This is a genomic window from Nonomuraea cypriaca, from assembly GCF_015645445.1.
Lineage (GTDB): Bacteria > Actinomycetota > Actinomycetes > Streptosporangiales > Streptosporangiaceae > Nonomuraea > Nonomuraea cypriaca.
Window position 1 is genome coordinate 16,039 of the sequence record NZ_JADOGI010000013.1, and the last position, 19,013, is coordinate 35,051.

Here is a 19,013-nt window from a genome sequence, read left to right on the forward strand (position 1 = left end):
TGCAGGAACAATCCGCAGGACCTCGTCCAGGGGCTGATGTCCCGCGCGGGCGAAGACGAGGCTCTGGCGGACCTGCGCCGCTACGAGGTCGTCGGCGAGCTCGGCCGGGGCGGGCAGGGTGTGGTCCACCTCGCCCGGTGCCGGGACACGGGAGAGATGGTGGCCTTGAAGGTGCTGCTGGCCCAGGTCGCGGTCGAACCCCACGCCAGGACGGCCTTCCTGCGCGAAATAGCTGCCAACCGCGTCCTGCGACATCCCAACATCGTGAGGTTCCATGACGGCGGTTCCTACGGCGCCAGCTTCTACCTGGTCTGTGAGTTCTGCGCGGGCGGCAGCCTCCAGCAGCTGCTCGACGCACGCGGCGGCACGCTGCCGCCGGACGAGGCCGTCTCCATCGCCCTTCAGATGCTCGACGGCCTGCACTACGCCCACACCGCCGAACTCCCTCAGGACGGCCCGCGAGGACTGGTGCACCGGGACATCAAACCCACCAACGTGCTGCTCACCGGCGCCGGAGGACCCCACACTGCCAAGATCAGCGACTTCGGCCTGGCCAAGGCCTTCGACCAGGCCGGACTGTCCGGCCTCACCCACACCGGGACCGCGGCGGGCACAGTCGCCTACATGTCGCGCACCCAGCTCGTCGACTACAAGTACGCCAAGCCGGAGGTCGACGTCTGGGCCACCGCGGCCACGCTGTACCGCATGCTGACCGGCACCACGCCACGCGATTTCCCGCCGAACACCGATCCCGTCGTGGCCGTGCTCCAGCAAGCGGCCGTCCCATCCGGCGACGCGACCCGTCGATCCCCCGTCGCCTCGCCGACGTCATCGACGAAGCGCTGATCGACCATCCCCGCATCACCGTCACCTCCGCGGCCGACTTCCGTCGAGCCCTCCAGAAGGCCGTCTCATGAAGTGACGGCGGTTGACCCTGACACCGTGTGAGGCCTTAGACCGGGAGGCGACATGTTCAGCATCGGAGATTTCGCCAGGCTGGGGCTCGTGTCCGTGCGCATGCTGCGCCACTACGACGCCATCGGCCTGCTACGCCCCGCGCACGTGGATCCGGTCACCGGCTACCGGTCCTACCAGGCCGCGCAGTTGTCCAGGCTCAACCGCATCGTCGCGATCAAGGACCTCGGCTTCACACTGGAGCAGGTCCGGGCGATCCTCGACGAGAAGGTCGGCGCCGAGGAGCTGCACGGCATGGTACGCCTGCGCCGCGCGCAACTGGAGGCCCAGATCAGCGCGGACCTGGCCAGGCTGCGGGGCGTCGAGGCGCGACTCCGTACGATCGAGAGGGAGGGGCACATGGACACGGCCGAGGTCGTACTCAAGCCGGTGGACCAGGTCCGGGTCGCGGAGCTCAGCGCCCGCGCGGCCGGCTACGAGCCGGAGCACATCAGCCCGGTCATCCAGCCGCTGTTCCAGGAGCTCTGCCGGCGGGTGGACGCGGCCTCGGTGCAGGTCACGGGCCCCGGGGTCGCCTACTACCGGCTGGAGGACGACGGCTCCGTGATGGTGCACGCCTGCCTGCCGGCCGCGGTGGCATACGGCGACCACGACTTCGACGTGGTGGACCTGCCCGCCGTCGAGACGGCGGCCACGATCATCCACCACGGGTCGATGGAGAAGGTGGGGCAGACGTTCCAGGCGCTGGCCCACTGGATCGAGGCGAACGGCTACCGCTCGCTCGACCTGGCCAGGGAGATTTCCCTGCACTGCCCGGACAATCCGGACGAATGGGTGACCGAGCTCCAGATCGAGGTGACGCCGCTCTCATGATGGACCTGGAACGGCACCGGGTGGAGCTGACCGGCTACTGCTACCGCATGCTCGGCTCCGGATTCGAGGCGGAGGACGCGGTGCAGGAGACGTTCGTGCGGGCGTGGCGTACCTTCGACACCGGGCGCGGCCCGCTGCGCCCGTGGCTGTTCCACCTGGCCACGAACATCTGCCTGGACATGCTCAGAGGCCCGCAGCGCCGCGCCCGCGCCATGGACCTCACCTCTCCCGCGACCCCCGGCGCCGAGCTGGGCCCGCCGCTCCCGCCGGACAGATGGATCCATCCCATCCCCGACGACCGTGCCCTCGACCCGGCGGACCAGGCCGTGGCGAAGGAAACGATCCGCCTCGCCTTCGTGACCGCCCTGCAGAACCTCCCGCCCCGGCAACGGGCCGTACTCATCCTGCGCGACGTGCTGAAGTGGACCGCCGCGGAGACCGCCGCCCTCCTGTCCACCACCGTGACGTCGGTCAACAGCACCCTGCAACGCGCCCGGGCCAGGCTCCCCGCCCCGGTCCCGCCGGCCGCGGAGGTGGACGAGAGCCTGCTGGCCCGCTACGTGTCGGCATTCGAACGCTACGACGTCGAGACGCTCGTGGCGCTGCTGCACGAGGACGCGACGATGTCGATGCCGCCGTTCACGTGGTGGCTGCGTGGGCGCGCGAGCATCCGCGCGGTCCTGCTCGCCGCGGACTCGCCCTGCGCCGGCGCCCGCCTCGTGCCCGTGCGGGCCAACGGCTCCCCGGCCTTCGCCCAGTACGCCGACGGCAAGCCCTTCGCCCTGGATGTCCTGGACATCGCCGATGGCCTCATCAAGGACACCACGACCTTCCTGGACCCGGGTCTCTTCCCGCTTTTCGGCCTGCCGATGAGTTTGCCGCCCGCATTCCGTACTGAAGGTTGAAGTCCGTGTTGAAGGAGAACATCACATGCCAGAGATCATCGAGTTGCCCGAGCGTCCGTACGCCGGGGTGCGCGCGACCATCACCATGACCACCTTCGGCGTGGTCGCCGACCGCATCGGCGAGCTGTTCGGCTGGCTCGCCGAACGCGGCGCGACCCCCGCCGGCGCCCCGTTCCTGAGGTACGACGCCATCAACATGCCGGAAGACCGGCTGGTGGTGGAGGCAGGAGTGCCGGTCACCGCGCCGGTGGAGGGCGAGGGCGACATCTTCGCCGGCACCCTGCCCGCCGGCCGCTACGCCACCGTCTCCCACCACGGCCACCCCGACCAGCTCTTCGGCGTCATCGACGGGCTGGTGAAGTGGGGCGCGGAACAGGGCCTGACCTGGGACATGACGGAGAAGGACGGGACCGAGCACTGGGGCTGCCGCCTGGAGCTCTACAACACCGACCCGTCCATCGAGCCCGACCCCGCCAACTGGGACACGGATCTGCAGTTCCGCCTCGCGTAGAACCCCTCGGCGGCGGCTTTCCCGAAGCAACCACGTTTGGTTGTCCCAAATCTGGTACAACCAAACGTGGTTGTCTTCGCGGAGGTGCCGCTGTCCACCCGTCCTTCGAGGGAACGCCGCTACCACGTGGCGGACACGCACCTGCGGTTCTGGCTGTCCTTCGTCGAGCCTGGTATGCCGGAGATCGATCGCGGGCGCGGCGATCTCGTGCTGCGGCGCATAGAGCGGTCATGGACGGCTCTGGCCTCTGCGGGCACGGCGGTCCAGCCGTGCCTCAGGCCTCGCCGATGAGGTCGCGCTCGTCGCGCAACAGCGGGCCGTCGGGCGCCGGCACGTGGACGTTGTCGTCATGCATGAGCGGTCTCCAGGAAGCCCATGATCTCTCGGGTGCAGGCGGGGAGCAGGTGCCCGGCGTCGGGCAGGAGGCGTACGTCGGCGTGCGGGACGTGTCGTTCGAGGCGGTGGCACGTGTCCCGGGAGTCGAGCAGGGCGTCGCGACCTCCGACGATCGCCAGGACCGGTATGGCCAGCCCGCGCAACGCCTCGTCACCGAAGACCGGCATTGTGCCGCGGCGCGGCCGGAAGCTCTTGTTGATCAGCAACGCGAACGCGCCGAGGTCACCGCCGACGTCATCCGCGGCGGGGCCCAGGATGCGGCGCATGGCGCGGCGGCGGCCCCGGTCGCCCAGCGCCATCAGCGGCAGCGCGCCCAGCAGCGGCAGCCACCGCTGACGGCCGATGCCGCTGGGGCAGAGCAGCGCGAGCCGTTCGGCCCGCCGGGTCCTCCGGGTGGCGTAGTCGACCGCCAGCCACCCGCCCAGCGAAACGCCCACCATCGCGGCCCGCTGCACGCCCAGCCCGTCCAGCACGTCGTCGAGCCATCCGGCGTACGCGTCCGAGCCGAGCGACGGCCGCGACGGCGCGCTCAGCCCCGGCTCGCCGATCACGTCGACCGCGTACACCCGGAACCGGCGCGCCCAAGCGGCGACGTCACCCATCCACATGGCGCTGTTGGCCCCCGACCCGTGCAGGAGCACCACCGCCGGCGCGCCTTGCGGCCCAGACACCAGCACGAACGTCTCGCCCTGCCCGGTGGGCACGCGCACGTGCTCGCTCGGCACCGGCCACCGGCCGAGCAACTCCCGGTAGCGGTGCTCGACTGCCCGCGCTCCCTCCGGCGAGGAGTAGATGCCGCTCACTGCCGCACCTGCGAGTCGATGATGCGCAGCCGCCTGGCCGCCTGCTCCATGGTGTATTGCTCCATAACGCTCCCTATAGTAGGGAATATTAGGGAGCGATAGGGAGCCTGGTGAGAGCTCCCACCGGCACAGGGCCGATGGTGAGGCGCGGTCGTCCCTCCAGCACCTCCCCCACCCGCTCCACCTGCTCGTCAAGCTCGCGCAGCAGGGCGGGGGTCACGACCTGAGCGAGCTCATCGTCCACCGGTCCAAGCTGCCGGGTGCGGACAACTCCACGCCGCTATACGCCGTCTCCCGCAGCGCCACGATCTTTCCCCCTGCCTCCGGAGCCTCGTGTGTAATGCGGTAGCCCGTCTGTACGGCAAGGGCGCGCACTATTTCGAGACCGCGCCCGTTCAGGGAGTCGGCGGACGGCATGCCGCGCTGCTGGTGGCTCGCGGGCCCTCAAGCGCCGTACGGCCGTACGGCCTTGGCTTTCCGTAGTGCCCAGGCCCACCAGGCGAGCTGGTCGAGCAGGGTCTTCGCGGCGGTCGCGCAGCCGGCCTGGTCGTCGGGCCCGTTCCAGGCGTTGTGGAAGCTCACGGTGTCCCGGATGGTGACCGCGTGCAGTTCGGCGAAGACCAGCCGGAGCTGCTCGACCGCGCGCAGGCCGCCGGAGATGCCTCCGTAGGAGACGAACCCGACCGGCTTGGCCTGCCACTCCTTCCTGTGCAGGTCGATGGCGTTCTTCAACACGGCGGGGAAGCTGTGGTTGTACTCAGGGGTGATCACGACGAAGGCGTCGGCCACGGCCAGGCGCGGGGTGAGCTCGGCCAGGGCGCGGTCACCCTCGGCGGCCGGTGGGCCGCTGGGGTCCGGCATCGCCAGCGGGAGCGAGATCTCGGCGAGACACACGACATCAAGCGTCATATCGGTACGCTCACCCGCCTGGCCCGCGAACCAGCTCGCCACGCTTGAGCCGAAGCCGACCTTCCGTACGCTGCCGACGATCACAGCCAGCCGCAGCTGTTCATGGGTTTCGGCAGGGCTGTTTTCACGCATGGCGAGGCGCTCCTGTTCACTGGGGTGCCGACGTCCGCACCCGTATGTGAACACTCTCGAACCTCAACATCTGTTGAGGTCAAGCCAGGAGACTCCTCAAACTGTCAAGGGCCCAGCGGAGCGCAGTCGAGGATGACGTGTCCGAGCGGGGTGCTGTGAACGTCGGCGACGGCGAGCCCGGCCTTGGCGGCGAGGGCGACGTAGTCCTCGGTGGTGCGCTCGCGGCCGCCGCTGAGCACGAGCATGCGCAGGTTCATCTCGGCGAACATGGCCGGGTCGTCACCGGAAGTGCCGTGTGACTCGATCAGGACGACCCGTCCGTGCTGCCCGGCCGCGTCGGCGCACCGGCGCAGGATCCGCACGGCGTCGTCGTCGCCCCAGTCGTGCGCCACACGCCTGAGCACGTACGCGTCGCCCCCGGCGGGCAGCGGATCGAAGAAACTCTGGCCGGCGAACTCGCACCGCGCGTCCAACCCGCGCTCGACCAGGTACTGCCGGCCTCGGTCCACTGTGTCCGGCAGGTCCACGAGCGTGGCCCGGATGTCCGGGTGGGTGCGCAGCACTTCGGCGAGCAGGGCGCCGGTGCCACCGCCGACGTCGACCACATGCCGCACACCGGACCAGTCGTACCCCTCGGCCGCATCGGTGACGTAGTCCGCTCCGCCGGCCATCATCGCGTCGAACGACACGCTCATCTCCGGAGTCGCGGCGAGATGGTGCCAGAACGAGGCGCCGAAGACCGTCTCCCACGCGGGTTGCCCGGTGCGGACCGTGTGCAGCAACCCGACGAATGCCAGGTCCATCTGCCCGCCGAAGCCACCCAGGTCGAGCTGTGCCCGCATCCCGGAAGGATGGCCGGACGCCAGCAGCGCGGCGGGCCCGTTGACCGCGAACCTGCCCGGCTCCGGTTCGGTGAAGACACCCCGGCAGACCAGGTGGCGCAGCAGCCGGCCCAGCGCGTCCGCGTTGGTGCCGGACCGGCGTGCCAACTCCTCGACGGGCACCGCATCGCCGGCCATCAGGTCGGTCAGCCCCAGCGAGGCCGCGACCCGCACCGCCATCGGTGTGATCAGATCGGTCACGGGTGCCAGCACTTCCCATGCCGCTTCCCACTGCGATTGCCGACCTTGCTCGTCGTGATCGTCTTTGATGCTCGTCATGGCCACGACCTCCTGCCTTCGCGGAATCAAGGCTTGCTTGCCCGGAAGCTACCAGGCGTCCGACGGCTCGGTCTTGGACGAATCGGAACGAAGCGGCCCCTGGCGATGGCCGTACTTGGGGGCCAGGAGTGCATCGAAAGCCTCGGCGGCAGGCAGGTCGAGCGCCTTCCCGACGTCGTGCGGCGCCTCGCGTAAAGCGCGGTGAAGGGAGCACGCAAGGAGACGGGGGTCTCATGGGTGCGGGACGGAGAACACCCGGTCCCGCGTGGCCGCAGGCTCCCGTCGAGGGGCGGGAGCCTGCGGTCGTGTCGATCGCCCGGTGGGCGTCGCCACCCGAACGTCACCCGGGCCAAGCCGTCACCCGGATATGGGCCTCACCAGGCGGAGCGGAGGTCACATCCGCCAGAGCGCGATGGACTCGACGTTGTTGTCGAAGCCCGCAGGCATGACCGGCACGGAGATGGTGGCCGCGCCGGGGTTGCGGAAACCATGCCCGTGGTCCCCGTAGTTGGGCAGGTTGTGCAGGTTGACCGCATTGCATCCGTGCCGGGTTATGAATGAAGAGGTGCGGTTGACCCAGCTCCCGAGATGCGAGATCCGATATCCGGCGTAGTCACAACCGTCGCCGCCGCCGACGTTGCCCTCACCGCGAATGATGGTGGCGACTCCGCCGAAATGGGGAAGGTCGAAGAGCTGGATGATCGGTGTGGACGCTGCAGAGATTGCTTCGAGTTCCGCAGGATCGCTTGAGCATCGCTGCGACTTCACCTTGCCGGCTTTGTCGATCACGATGACGCAGTTCTGCGGTGCGCTCTTCTGCTGATAGGTCTGCGCCTGTGCTGACGGGGCCGCCAGCATGCCGGCGGCGGCAACGGTCGCCAGCATCGCGGCGGCCTTCGCGGTATAGCGAGCTTTCAATGTTTCCCCACTTCTGGTTTCCAAATTTAATCTCCTGGTGAATGAGACAGTGGATGGCGTTTATGGACGGTGTCCGCTGCGGGCCGCCACACGGCCCGAGCCGCCATGACGCACGGAGTACCATACCGTCCCCAGCTCACCGATGCCATGACAAATGGAAATTCGAAAGAGTCAAGCGGGTCGCTGGGGCGGCCGTGTGCCGGGACGTCGACCTGATAGTTCGCAGTTTCTCGAAGTGTGAGTTCCTTTGACGAGTGTGCAGCTATCCTGCGCCGGCGCGCCGCCCGGTGGAGTGGAAAGTGGGATGGATCTCGCTGGCGACGGCTGTAGATGTGCCAATAAACGCAGCCGATGGCAGTGAGAATGCTCGGGAAGTCGAGAAACGTAGGGCGCCCGGAATGGCGAATTCGACATCTGACCGAGCTGGAGATTTGGGGGCAGGGTCGAGTTGCGTCGATCGTGAGGACCAGTTGGGGATGCCGGAAGTGTGGTGGGGACGACCCACAGCGCTGTCTGAGCTTTCGTGCGCGAAGCGCCTCTCGCGAGGGCCGTGCTTGGGGCCCAGGAGTGCGTCAGAGGCCGAGGTGGGTGGTCAGGTCGGCCTTCAGGGCTTCGAGGTCCGCCGTGGCATGTGTACGGGCGTGCGCCACCTCGTCGGCCACCGGTACGACGACCTCCAGGTAGCACTTCAGCTTGGGCTCCGTGCCCGATGGGCGTACGACCACGCGGGCGTCGCCGGACAGGCGGTAGCGCAGGCCGTCCGTCGGCGGGAGGCCCCCGTCGCCCTTCGCCAGGTCGTCCGCCCGGACCACCTGCCGTCCTCCGAGCGTCGCGGGAGGGGCGGCGCGCAGCCGGGACATGGTGGAGGTGATCAGGGACAGGTCGGCCACCCGGAAGGAGAGCTGGGAGGTGGCGTGCAGGCCGTAGCGCCTTGCCTGGTCGTCCAGCAGGTCCAGCAGGGCGCGGCCGGAGCGTTTGGCCGTGGCCGCGATGGCGGCGATCGTCAGGGCCGCGCCGATCCCGTCCTTGTCGCGGACCGGGAGGCCGGCGTCCGAGCCGACGCTGTAGCCGATCGCCTCCTCGTAGCCGAACACCAGGCCGGGGCCCGCTTTGATGATCCACTTGAAGCCGGTCAGGGTCTCGCCATACCGTACGCCGTGTGCTTTGGCGATCTTGCCGAGCAGGGTCGAGGAGACGATGGTGGTGGCCACCATGCGGTCCCCGGTCGTGTGGGTGATCACATGCTCGGCCAGCAGGCCCCCGAGTTCGTCCCCGGTGAGCATGCGGCAGGAGCCGTCCGGCAGGGGCACCCCCACCGCGCACCGGTCGGCGTCCGGGTCGTTGGCGAGGACCAGGTCGGCGTTCAGTTTGGCGGCCAGGGCGATGGCCAGGTCCATCGCGCCCGGTTCCTCCGGGTTGGGGAAGGACACCGTGGGGAAGTCGGGGTCGGGGTCGCGTTGCTCGGCGACGGCGACCGGCGGCTCGAAGCCGGCCGCCTGGAAGGCTCTGGTCAGTGTGTCCGCGCCCACCCCGTGCAGGGGTGTGTACGCGATCCGGAGGTCACGGGCCTCGCTCAGGGGAAGGGACGTCACGGCGCTGAGGTAGGCGTCAACGATCTCCTCGCCCAACACCACCGTGCCCGACGTGCCCGCTGAGGAGGCGTCGGTGGTGCCCGGCGCGCTCACTGAGGTGCCCGAGGTGCCGGAGGTGCCGGAGGGGCCGAAGGTGCCGGAGGGGCCGGAGGGGCCGGAGGGGCCGAGGGGGAGTTGGTCGACGGGGCCGACTGCGGCGATGGCGGTCGAGATCTCCGTGTCGATCGGGGGCACGATCTGGGAGCCGTCGCCCCAGTAGACCTTGTAGCCGTTGTCGCGCGGCGGGTTGTGGCTGGCGGTCACGGTCACGCCGGCGTCCGCGCCCAGGTGGCGTACGGCGAAGGCCAGGACCGGGGTGGGCAGGGGGCGCGGCAGGAGGGAGGCGCGCAGCCCGGCGCCGGTCAGGACGGCGGCCGTGTCACGGGCGAACACGTCGGACTTGTGGCGGGCGTCGTAGCCGATGACCACGTGCTTGCCAGGACCGAGCACGCGGGCCAGCCCGGCGGCGGCGCGCATGACGGTGACGCGGTTCATCCGGTTGGGGCCCGCGCCCAGCTCACCGCGCAGCCCGGCCGTGCCGAACTCCAGCCGGGCGCCGAACCGGTCGCGCAGCGCCGCGAGGTCCTCGCGTTCGAGCAGGGCGGACAGCTCGGCGCGGGTGCCGGGGTCGGGGTCCTGGGCCAGCCACCGCCGGGCCTCGTCCAAGAGAGCCGGGTCCGAGAGAGTCACAGCCGCTCGACCGCCTTGTCCAAGAGGTTCAGAGCCGGGTCGGAGAGGTTCACAGCCGCTCGATCATCTTGTCCAGGGTCCGAGAGAGTCACAGCCGGTCGACCACCTTGGCGAGAAGTTCGCCCATGCGGGTGGCGGTGGCGCGGCCGACCTCCAGGACCTCCTCGTGGTTGAGCGGCTCACCGGACAGGCCCGCGCCCGGGTTGGTGACGAGGGAGACGCCGAGCACGTCGAGGCCCGCCTCGCGGGCGGCGATCGCCTCCAGCACGGTGGACATGCCGATCATGTCGCCGCCGAGCGTGCGCAGCATCCGGATCTCGGCCGGCGTCTCGTACGTCGGCCCGCGGAAGGCCACGTAGACCCCCTCGGCCAGGGCCGGGTCGATCTCGCGTACCAGGTCGCGCAGGCGGCGTGAGTAGACCTCGGTGAGGTCGATGAACGTGGTCCCGGTGATCGGGTTGGCGCCGGTCAGGTTGATGTGGTCGCTGATCAGGACCGGATCGCCGACGTTCTGCGTCTCGGGGCGCAGGCCGCCGGCCGCGTTGGTCAGCACGACCGTGCGGACCCCGGCCGCGGCCGCCGTGCGTACGCCGTGCACGACCGCGTCCACCCCGAGCCCTTCGTACAGATGCGTACGCCCGAGGAACACCACCGCGTGCCGCCCGCCCGGCGTGCGGACGACGCGGATCCTGCCGCCGTGCCCGGCCACGGCGGGGGCGCGGAAGCCGGGCAGGTCGGTGAACGGGATCTCGGTCACCGTCTCGCCGATCGCGTCGGCGGCGGGCACCCACCCCGACCCCATGACGAGCGCGACGTCGAAGGTGTCGAGACCGGCGGCGGTCTTGAGCGCCGCCGCCGCCTCGGAGGCCAGGGTGTAAGGGTCGTTGCTCACGAATCAGTAGTTTAGGAGCAGCCTGTCCAGCACTCGTACGCCGAACTGCAGCGCCTCCACCGGCACCCGCTCGTCCACGCCGTGGAACATCGACGAGAAGTCCATGTCCGCGGGCAGTCGCAGCGGCACGAACCCGAGCCCGCGCACCCCCAGGTCCGCGAAGAACGTCTTGTTGTCGGTGCCGCCCGACATGCAGTACGGGATCGCCCGCGCCGCCGGATCCTCGGCCTTGAGCGCCGCGATCATGGACTCGACCAGCGCCCCGTCGAACGTCGTCTCCAGCGCGATGTCGTGGTGCACGAACTCCCGCCGGACGCGCGGCCCCATCAGCGAGTCGACGGTCTTGAAGAACTCCTCCTCGAACCCGGGCAGGAACCGCCCGTCGATCACCGCCGTGGCCTGGCCGGGGATCACGTTCGACTTGTAGCCGGCGTCGAGTTGGGTGGGGTTGGTGGTGTTGTGCAGCGTCGCGCCGACGAAGCGGATGAGCGGCCCGATCTTGTCGAGGACCGGCGCGGGGTCCGCCTCGTCGAACGGGATCCCGAAGGCGTCGGCGACCTCGGTGAGGAAGCGGCGTACCGTCGGCGTGTACGTCAGCGGCCAGTCGTACTCGCCGATCCTGGCCACCGCCCTGGCGATCTCGGTGACGGCGTTGTCCGAGTTGAGCATCGAGCCGTGGCCCGCCGTGCCGTCGGCGATCAGCTTCATCCAGGACAGGCCCTTCTGGGCGGTCTCGATGAGGTAGAGCCGCAGCGACGGGTCCACCTCCAGCGAGTAACCGCCGACCTCGCTGATCGCCTCGGTGACGCCCTCGAACAGGCCGGGGTGGTGGGCGGTGAGGTATTTGGCGCCGTACACGCCGCCGGCCTCCTCGTCGGCCAGCCATGCGAACACGAGGTCGCGGCGCGGCCTGCGCCCCTCGCGCTTCATCTGGCGCAGCAGCGCCAGCATCATCGCGTCCATGTCCTTCATGTCCACCGCGCCGCGGCCCCAGATGTAGCCGTCGCGCACCTCGCCCGCGAACGGGTCCACCGACCAGTCGGCGGCGTTGGCCGGCACCACGTCCAGGTGCCCGTGGACGAGCAGCGCGGGCAGTGACGGGTCCGTGCCCTCGATCCTGGTGACCACGTTGCCGCGGCCCGGCTCGCTCTCGACGTACTCGGCCTCGATCCCGACCTCGGCGAGCCGCGCCATGACGACCTCCGCCGCGGCCCGCTCGCCGGGGCCGCTGCCGTCCCCGTAGTTGCTGCTGTCGACGCGGATCAGTTCCACGCAGAGGTCGGCGACTTCCTTCTCGGCAGGTGTCATGGCGTTTTCTCCCATTGGTGAGCCAGCGTGAGCAGTCCGGACTTGTGGAGGTGGCCGCGCTTGTAGGCGCGGGTGATGAGGGTGAGGTCGACGTCGGTGATCTCGTCGTGCCGGCCGGCGACGCCGGTGAGGAAACGGTAGAGGTCCGCCTCGTGGGCCGCCACGACCTGCACGATGAGGGAATGGTTGCCCGAGGTGGCGGCGCAGTAACGTACGTTCGGGTGGGCCGCCAGGCGCCGGCCCACCAGGTCAAGCCCGTCCGGGCGGACCTTCAGCCACAGCATGGCCTCCACCTCCAGGCCGAGCAGCGCGGGCTCCACCTCGGCGCGCGGCAGCAGCAGCCGGCGCTCGATCAGCGAGGTCACCCGCCGGCGCGCGGTCGGCACGGAGAGGTCCAGCCGCTCGGCGACCGCGGTGAAGGCGATCCGGCCGTCTGCGGCGAGCAGTTCGGCGATCTCCTGCTCAAGAGGCGACAGCCCCTCCTCGTCGGGCAGACACTCAGGCGGCGGCGCGGGCCGCGACTCGGCCACCTCGGGCGGCGGCGCGGGCCCCTCGGCCACCTCCGGCAGGTGCTCGGGCGGCGGCGCGGGCCGCAGTTCGGCCACCTCTCCGTCACTGAGGAACGGCGCGTGCCACTCGGCCACGGTCGTGAACGTGTGGAGCACGACCTGGGTCTGCGTCTGCAACACGCCGTCTATCCCGCAGACCTGAGTGGACAGGATGTGGTGCAGCTCCTCGCGCGAGGGGGCGACCAGCTCGCAGCCCACGTCCGTGGCCCCGGTCAGCGCGTAGACCGAGCGCGTGTCGGGCCGCTCGGCCAGCGCCCGCGCCACCTCGCCCACCGCGCCAGGACGCACCTGGACGTGCAGGTGGACGGGACGTCCGTGCCCCGTGCGCAGGTCGTCGTAGATGGCCGTGACCCGCACCACGCCGTCCGCGATCAGCCGTTGCAGGCGGCGGGCGACCGTGCGCTCGTGCTCGCCCACGGCCCGGCCGATCTCACCCCACGAGGCGCGCGGGCTGACTTGCAGCGCCGCGACGAGGCGCCGGTCGATACCATCCACCTGCCACCATTTCTGTGTCGGGAATGTAAATATTTGCTGCCATATTTGACTGTTTTGGTCGTCTGAATGCACGATAAGCCATCACCGCTCATGTCAGCAAAGGAGCCCACGTGGCGACTTCCCCCCTGGCGCAATCCCCACTCGGCATCCCCAAGAGCCGTGTTCGCCAGCTGATGGCGGCCAGCATCGGCAACGTCGTGGAATGGTACGACTGGTATGCGTACACGTTTCTGGCGACGTACTTCTCCGCGCAGATCTTCCCGCCCAGTGCGGGCAACCCTCTGGTACCGCTGCTGAGCTCGTTCGGCGTCTTCGCGGTGGGCTTCTTCATGCGGCCGCTGGGCGGCCTGCTGGTCGGCGCGTTCGCCGACCGGTACGGCCGCAAGGCCGCGATGACGTTCACGATCGTGCTGATGGGATTCGGGTCCCTGCTCGTGGGCCTGACCCCCAGCTACGCGGCCGTGGGCCTGCTTGCGCCGATCATCCTGACGCTGGCCAGGCTGATCCAGGGCCTGTCCGTGGGCGGCGAGTTCGCCGCCGCGACCACGTTCCTGGTGGAGTCGGCGCCGCCCGGCCGCCGCGGGCTGTTCTCGAGCTTCCAGTACGTCAGCACCACCATCGGCCAGCTCCTGGCCTCCGGACTGGCCGCGCTGCTCGCCACCACCCTGGTCAAGCCCGACATGGACGCCTACGGCTGGCGCATCCCGTTCATCGCGGGCGCCGTGCTCAGCCTCGTGGGCCTGTGGATCCGCAAGGGCGCCGACGAGACGTCGGCCGTGGCGGGGGAGATCCAGCAGGGACGGGCCGAGCGGCCCAAGATGTTCGAGTTCATGAAGCACCATCCGAGGTCGGCGCTGACGATCGTCGGCATCACGATCGCGGGCACCGTCGCGTACTACACGTGGACCAGCTTCCTGCCCACCTACGCGCAGATCACCGTGGACTTCGACCCGGCGCTGTCGCTCCAGGCGGGCACGGTCTCGCTGGTCTTCTTCATGATCCTGCAGCCGCTGCTCGGCATGCTGTCGGACCGGATCGGGCGGCGGCCCATGCTGATCGCGTTCGGGCTCGGGTTCCTGATCCTGCCGGTGCCGCTGCTCGGGCTGCTGACCACGTCGTACTGGAGTCTGCTCACCGTGCAGATGGTCGGCATGGTGTTCCTCGGCTGCTTCACCTCCATCTCGGCCGCGGTGAACTCCGAGCTCTTCCCGACCAGGGTGCGGGCGGCCGGGGCCGGGTTCCCGTACTCGCTGACCGTGGCGCTCTTCGGCGGCACCGCGCCGCTGATCGGCACCGCGCTACAGGAGGCCGGCAACCCCGAGCTCTTCCCGTGGTACATGTCGGCGCTCGCGCTCATCTCCACGCTGGTCTACGTCTTCGTGTTGCGCGAGACCAAGGACCAGCCGCTGCGCTGACTACCCCGTCGAGACGCAGGGGCGCTCCCGCAACTCCTTGACGTAGTCGTCGGGGGCGCCCGCCCGCTCGGCCGCCTCGGCCAGGCTGCCCAGGTAGCGGGCCGACGGCAGGCCGCCCTCGTAGCCGTCGAGCACGTAGAACCACGCCACGACCTCGCCCTCCAGGGTCTGCACCCGCAGCCGAACCTTGTGGTACGCCCCCCGCACCGCGCCCTCCCACTGGTCGAGCGAGGTCTCCTCCCAGTCGGGCACGTCGTAGAGCACGACGAACACGTGGTCGTCAGGCTCCTCCACGATGGTGGCGAGCGCGCCTTCCCAGGCCGGGTCGTGCCCGCCGAAGGTCAGCCGCCAGCCGGGCAGCCAGCCGACACCCCAGATCGGCGAGTGCGGGGCGCGCATGGCCATCTGCTCCGGATCCATGTTGGAGCCATAAGCGGCATAGAGCCTGAGGTCATTCGGCTTCCCCGAATCCGAAAGCCACGCCACGATCCACCCCTCTCACCGGGTGCCGCTCGTCATCCAGCTACCCGCGCCATCCTGCCACGCTGGGCCGCCGGCTCGGTTCATCAGGTTCCGGGGAAACGACGTGTCCTTCTCACCTGCTGTTTTTGATCAAGCTGGTCATCGGGGCGGTTGCAGCTTCGCTCGGCTCGTGCGGGACAATGGGTTACGTGACGACGATCGTGATCATCGGTGGCGGACCCGGCGGCTACGAGGCGGCGCTGGTGGCCGCCCAGCTAGGCGCGCAGGTCACGATGGTCGAGCAGGACGGTCCCGGGGGCGCCTGTGTCCTCACCGACTGCGTGCCGTCCAAGACGCTGATCGCGACCTCGGTCCGCAAGCAGGCGCTGCTCGACGCGGCGTCGCTGGGCGTGTCGTTCTCCGGCGGGCCAGACGGTGACGCGGGTGTGGTCGGGGTCGATCTGCCGCTGGTCAACAAGCGGGTGAAGGAGCTGGCCCAGGCCCAGTCCGCGGACATCGCCACCCGGGTCGAGGCCGAGGGCGTCGAGATCATCAGGGCGCGCGGGCGGCTGGTGGATCCGCAGGTGGTGCGGGCGGGCGACCGCACACTCAGGGCCGACGTCGTCATCGTGGCCACCGGCGCGACGCCGCGCGTGCTGCGCGGGGCCGAGCCCGACGGCGAGCGCATACTCAACTGGCGCCAGCTCTACGACCTGGACGAGCTGCCCGAGCACCTGATCGTCGTCGGTTCCGGCGTGACGGGCGCGGAGTTCGCCGGCGCCTACCGCTCGCTCGGGTCCGAGGTCACGCTGGTGTCCAGCCGCGACAGGATGATGCCCAACGAGGACGCCGACGGCGCCGAGGTGCTCGAAGAGGTCTACCGCCGCCGCGGGATGAACGTCATGGGCCGCTCGCGCGCCGCCTCCGTCAAGCGCACGCGGGACGGCGTGGTCGTGACCCTGGAGGACGGCCGCACGGCGGAGGGCTCGCACGCGCTGATGACGGTCGGCATGATGCCCAACACCACCGGCATCGGTCTGGAGGAGGCCGGGATCCAGCTCGACCAGGGGGGTTTCGTCAAGGTCGACAAGGTCTCCCGCACGTCCGCGCCCGGCGTCTACGCGGCCGGCGACTGCACGGGGGTGCTCATGCTGGCCTCGGTGGCGGCCATGCAGGGCCGCATCGCCGTCTGGCACGCGCTCGGGGAGGCCGTCCAGCCGCTCCGGCTGGCCACGGTGGCCTCCAACATCTTCACCGACCCGGAGATCGCCGCCGTGGGCGTCGCCCAGCGGGCCATCGAGGCGGGCGAGATCGAGGCCAACGTGGTCAAGCTGCCGCTGGCCACCAACGCGCGGGCCAAGATGCAGGGCTTCAACGACGGTTTCGTCAAGTTGTTCTGCCGACCGCACACCGGGATCGTGCTGGGCGGCGTGGTGGTGGCGTCGCGCGCGTCCGAGCTGATCCTGGCGGTTTCTGTGGCCGTCCAGCAGCGGCTCACGGTCGACCAGCTCGCGCACACGTTCGCCGTCTACCCGTCGCTGTCCGGCTCCATCACGGAGGCCGCCCGCCGGCTCATGCAGCCCGGCGTGTCGATCTGATCTTCTCCCTCTCGGGGCCCCCACACGGCGTGGCGGGCCCTTTTTCGTGTCCGGGCGCGGGTGCGGGACGTTGACGTTTGTTGGTATGGACAGCAAACTAACTCACTGAGTTTGCGCAGCCGTCCGAAGGAGTGTCCATGCCCTATCGCCCCCCGCTGGTCGCGCACGAGTACTTCGTCGCCGACCCGCCCGAGCTGCCGGTTCGCGCACGAGGTGAGGGTGGACCGTCGGCGCTGACCACGGCCGAGCTGGTCGCGGCGGACGGCGCAGAGGTGCTGCTCAAGGCGGTCACCACAGCCGAGGAGACGCTGGTCGTCCAGGTCGGCGTGGCGGGCGAGGGCGTCATCCGGGTACGGCTGTCTGAGGACGTGAACGCCAGGCCGCGCTCCGAGAGGGCCATCTCGCTGGTGACCCCCGGCACGTATCCGGGGGCGCGTGCCGGGATCGCGCCGGGGGAGCCGATCGTGATCGACGCCGGGTCGCTGAGGGCGGAGATCAGCCTGGCGCCCTGGCATCTGCGGTTCACCGACGCGTCCGGCGCCACGCTGGTCGAGCAGGATCGCGGGCACACCGACATCAGCGGCAGGCTGCGTACCCTGCCGTTCGGGCGGTCCGCGTCCGGGGGCGCCCCCGTCGCCTACCACGAGAGCTTCGCCGCCGCCCCCGACGAGGCGTTCGCCGGGTTCGGCGAGTCCTTCACCCGGCTGGACAAGCGCGGGCAGCGGCCGGTCATGTGGAACTTCGACGCCTTCGGCGCCGAGTCGCAGCGGGCGTACAAGAACATCCCCCTGTACGTGTCCAGCAAGGGGTACGGCGTGCTTGTCGACAGCGGCGCGCCCACGGAGTTCGACGTGTGCCAGTCCACGCACAGCGTCGTGCAGATCCTGGTGCCCGACGACGTGATGGACTACTACGTGCTCGCCGGGCCGACGCCGTCCGAGGTGCTGGACCGTTACGACCTGCTGACCAGCCGGCCCGCGCTGCCGCCGAAGTGGGCGTTCGGGACCTGGATCTCCTCCGGGTTCTGCGTGGACAGCCAGGAACGGGTGCTGGCCAGGGCGCGGACGATCAGGGAACGCGGCATTCCGTGCGACGTGCTGCACCTGGACACGTACTGGCAGACCGACGGGCACTGGTCGGACCTGCGGTGGGACCCGGTGAACTTCCCCGACCCGGAAGGCATGCTGGCCGAGCTGGAGGGGATGGGGTTCAAGGTCTGTCTGTGGATGAATCCCTATATTTCCCACTTAAGCCCGACATTCGAGCAGGGCGCTAAAGCCGGATATTTCCTGAAAAACCAGGATGGGGAGGCGTACGTCGCCGACTGCTGGCACGGGTCGTTCCCCCGCTGCGGCATCGTCGACTTCACCAACCCGGCGGCGCTGGCCTGGTTCCAGGACCTGCTGCGCGGACTGCTGCGGCAGGGCGTCGCCGCCTTCAAGACCGACTTCGCCGAGGGCGTGCCGAGCGACGCGGTGGCGTTCAACGGCATGTCCGGCGCCGACCTGCACAACGTCTACACCCTGCTGTTCAACGACGCGGTCGCCGCCGTCACCCGCGAGGTCCACGGTCACGACCTGGTGTGGGCGCGGTCGTCGTACCTCGGGGGGCAGCGGCACAGCGCCCAGTGGAGCGGCGACACCTACACCAGCTACGCCGCCATGGGCAGCACGATCAGGGGCGGGCTCGCGCACGGCCTGTCCGGCGTGCCGTTCTGGAGCCATGACGCGGGCGGCTTCACCGGCCGGCCCTCCGACGACCTGTACGTGCGCTGGACCCAGTTCGGCGCGCTGTCTCCGCTGCTGCGCCTGCACGGCACGACCACCCGCGAGCCGTGGGAGTTCCCCGCCGTCGAGGAGCCGGCCGTCGAGGCGTTGAAGCTGCGTTACCGCCTGATGCCGTACATCTACTCGGCCGCCGTCGAGGCGGCGCGCACCGGCGCGCCGATGATGCGGGCGCTGTGCGTCGGCTACCCGGACGACCCGGTGGCCTGGCAGGCCGACCTGCAGTATCTGCTCGGCCGCGACCTGCTCGTGGCCCCGATGACGGCCCCCGAGGGCGTCCGCCAGGTGTACCTGCCGCGCGGTGAGTGGGTCGACTACTGGACGGGCGAGGTGCTCACGGGCTCCCGCTACGTGCGGGTCGCCAAGCCGCTCGACCAGATCCCCCTCTTCGTCCGCCATGGCGCGCTCATCCCGGTCACCGAGCCCGGCGATACGGTCGACGTGCCGGCGGAGATCACCCTCGTCGCCTTCGGGGGCGGCGACGGCACGGCCGAAATCCACGACGCGGACGGCGTGACGGTCGCCGTCGCCACCAGGGACGGCGACGTGCTGCGTGTCGCCGTCACCGGCCCGAAGCGCGTCACCGGGGTCGAGCTCGCCCCGGTGGCCGGCGCCCCCGCGCGGGCCGTCATCTCGTAACACTCCCT

General features: G+C 70.0%; 18 protein-coding genes. 8 read left to right on the top strand and 10 right to left on the bottom strand.

Features of this window, described 5'->3' with window-relative positions; genetic code table 11:
- Nucleotides 1-36: 36 nt before the first annotated feature.
- The 5 genes from ITP53_RS06470 (at nt 37) to ITP53_RS06490 (ending at nt 3,495) form a co-directional block, all read left to right on the top strand.
- The gene (locus ITP53_RS06470; RefSeq protein WP_236050523.1) at nt 37-846 is read left to right on the top strand and encodes a serine/threonine-protein kinase; all 810 of its coding nucleotides are present in this window, start codon (nt 37-39) and stop codon (nt 844-846) included.
- Nucleotides 847-969: 123 nt separating this feature from the next.
- Nucleotides 970-1,788, top strand: coding sequence for a MerR family transcriptional regulator (locus tag ITP53_RS06475; protein ID WP_195894375.1), 819 nt, complete (start codon nt 970-972; stop codon nt 1,786-1,788).
- Nucleotides 1,785-2,693, top strand: a complete 909-nt coding sequence (locus tag ITP53_RS06480; protein ID WP_328814146.1) for a sigma-70 family RNA polymerase sigma factor — start codon at nt 1,785-1,787, stop codon at nt 2,691-2,693. Before ITP53_RS06475 ends, ITP53_RS06480 begins: the two co-directional genes overlap by 4 nt.
- A gap of 25 nt (nt 2,694-2,718) precedes the next feature.
- Nucleotides 2,719-3,204: a GyrI-like domain-containing protein gene (locus ITP53_RS06485; protein ID WP_195894377.1), complete on the top strand. Its 486-nt coding sequence runs from the start codon at nt 2,719-2,721 to the stop codon at nt 3,202-3,204.
- A gap of 66 nt (nt 3,205-3,270) precedes the next feature.
- Complete coding sequence (locus ITP53_RS06490) at nt 3,271-3,495, top strand: hypothetical protein (RefSeq protein ID WP_195894378.1); 225 nt, start codon at nt 3,271-3,273, stop codon at nt 3,493-3,495.
- A gap of 56 nt (nt 3,496-3,551) precedes the next feature.
- Here the strand turns inward: ITP53_RS06490 and ITP53_RS06495 are convergent, their stop codons facing one another.
- The 9 genes from ITP53_RS06495 to ITP53_RS60115 form a co-directional block, all read right to left on the bottom strand.
- On the bottom strand, nt 3,552-4,403 hold the full coding sequence (locus ITP53_RS06495) for an alpha/beta fold hydrolase (protein ID WP_195894379.1): 852 nt from the start codon (nt 4,401-4,403) through the stop codon (nt 3,552-3,554).
- Between the two features lie 88 nt (nt 4,404-4,491).
- On the bottom strand, nt 4,492-4,647 hold the full coding sequence (locus ITP53_RS06500) for a hypothetical protein (RefSeq protein ID WP_195894440.1): 156 nt from the start codon (nt 4,645-4,647) through the stop codon (nt 4,492-4,494).
- Nucleotides 4,648-4,847: 200 nt separating this feature from the next.
- On the bottom strand, nt 4,848-5,444 hold the full coding sequence (locus tag ITP53_RS06505; RefSeq protein ID WP_195894380.1) for an NADPH-dependent FMN reductase: 597 nt from the start codon (nt 5,442-5,444) through the stop codon (nt 4,848-4,850).
- A gap of 104 nt (nt 5,445-5,548) precedes the next feature.
- Complete coding sequence (locus ITP53_RS06510) at nt 5,549-6,604, bottom strand: methyltransferase (protein ID WP_207755591.1); 1,056 nt, start codon at nt 6,602-6,604, stop codon at nt 5,549-5,551.
- 393 nt (nt 6,605-6,997) lie between these two features.
- Complete coding sequence (locus tag ITP53_RS06515) at nt 6,998-7,546, bottom strand: hypothetical protein (RefSeq protein WP_195894381.1); 549 nt, start codon at nt 7,544-7,546, stop codon at nt 6,998-7,000.
- A gap of 548 nt (nt 7,547-8,094) precedes the next feature.
- Nucleotides 8,095-9,843: a phospho-sugar mutase gene (locus ITP53_RS06520; RefSeq protein WP_195894382.1), complete on the bottom strand. Its 1,749-nt coding sequence runs from the start codon at nt 9,841-9,843 to the stop codon at nt 8,095-8,097.
- An 88-nt stretch (nt 9,844-9,931) separates the two neighbouring features.
- Nucleotides 9,932-10,735, bottom strand: coding sequence for a purine-nucleoside phosphorylase (locus tag ITP53_RS06525; RefSeq protein ID WP_195894383.1), 804 nt, complete (start codon nt 10,733-10,735; stop codon nt 9,932-9,934).
- Between the two features lie 3 nt (nt 10,736-10,738).
- Nucleotides 10,739-12,043 (bottom strand): M20/M25/M40 family metallo-hydrolase, encoded by a 1,305-nt coding sequence (locus ITP53_RS06530; RefSeq protein ID WP_207755592.1) that lies wholly within the window; start codon nt 12,041-12,043, stop codon nt 10,739-10,741.
- Complete coding sequence (locus ITP53_RS60115) at nt 12,040-13,107, bottom strand: Lrp/AsnC family transcriptional regulator (protein WP_195894385.1); 1,068 nt, start codon at nt 13,105-13,107, stop codon at nt 12,040-12,042. Before ITP53_RS60115 ends, ITP53_RS06530 begins: the two co-directional genes overlap by 4 nt.
- 110 nt (nt 13,108-13,217) lie before the next feature.
- On the opposite strand from ITP53_RS60115, the gene ITP53_RS06540 reads away from it, so the two are divergent.
- Complete coding sequence (locus tag ITP53_RS06540; RefSeq protein ID WP_328814153.1) at nt 13,218-14,522, top strand: MFS transporter; 1,305 nt, start codon at nt 13,218-13,220, stop codon at nt 14,520-14,522.
- Here ITP53_RS06540 and ITP53_RS06545 read toward each other — a convergent pair whose 3' ends face one another.
- Nucleotides 14,523-15,008 carry a gamma-glutamylcyclotransferase gene (locus tag ITP53_RS06545; protein ID WP_328814155.1) on the bottom strand — a complete coding sequence of 162 codons (486 nt, stop codon included), beginning with the start codon at nt 15,006-15,008 and terminating at the stop codon, nt 14,523-14,525.
- A 185-nt stretch (nt 15,009-15,193) separates the two neighbouring features.
- Here ITP53_RS06545 and ITP53_RS06550 point away from each other — a divergent pair, with 185 nt between their 5' ends.
- Complete coding sequence (locus ITP53_RS06550; protein WP_195894387.1) at nt 15,194-16,582, top strand: NAD(P)H-quinone dehydrogenase; 1,389 nt, start codon at nt 15,194-15,196, stop codon at nt 16,580-16,582.
- 137 nt (nt 16,583-16,719) lie between these two features.
- Nucleotides 16,720-19,005 (top strand): TIM-barrel domain-containing protein, encoded by a 2,286-nt coding sequence (locus tag ITP53_RS06555; protein ID WP_195894388.1) that lies wholly within the window; start codon nt 16,720-16,722, stop codon nt 19,003-19,005.
- Nucleotides 19,006-19,013: the final 8 nt, after the last annotated feature.

Excerpts from the sequence above, each read along its gene's own strand:
- ITP53_RS06470 (WP_236050523.1), top strand. The coding sequence starts at position 37 with ATGTCCCGCGCGGGCGAAGACGAGGCTCTGGCGGACCTGCGCCGCTAC.
- ITP53_RS06505 (WP_195894380.1), bottom strand. The coding sequence starts at position 5,444 with ATGCGTGAAAACAGCCCTGCCGAAACCCATGAACAGCTGCGGCTGGCT.
- ITP53_RS06475 (WP_195894375.1), top strand. The coding sequence starts at position 970 with ATGTTCAGCATCGGAGATTTCGCCAGGCTGGGGCTCGTGTCCGTGCGC.
- ITP53_RS06555 (WP_195894388.1), top strand. The coding sequence starts at position 16,720 with ATGCCCTATCGCCCCCCGCTGGTCGCGCACGAGTACTTCGTCGCCGAC.
- ITP53_RS06530 (WP_207755592.1), bottom strand. The coding sequence starts at position 12,043 with ATGACACCTGCCGAGAAGGAAGTCGCCGACCTCTGCGTGGAACTGATC.
- ITP53_RS06480 (WP_328814146.1), top strand. The coding sequence starts at position 1,785 with ATGATGGACCTGGAACGGCACCGGGTGGAGCTGACCGGCTACTGCTAC.
- ITP53_RS06510 (WP_207755591.1), bottom strand. The coding sequence starts at position 6,604 with ATGACGAGCATCAAAGACGATCACGACGAGCAAGGTCGGCAATCGCAG.
- ITP53_RS06485 (WP_195894377.1), top strand. The coding sequence starts at position 2,719 with ATGCCAGAGATCATCGAGTTGCCCGAGCGTCCGTACGCCGGGGTGCGC.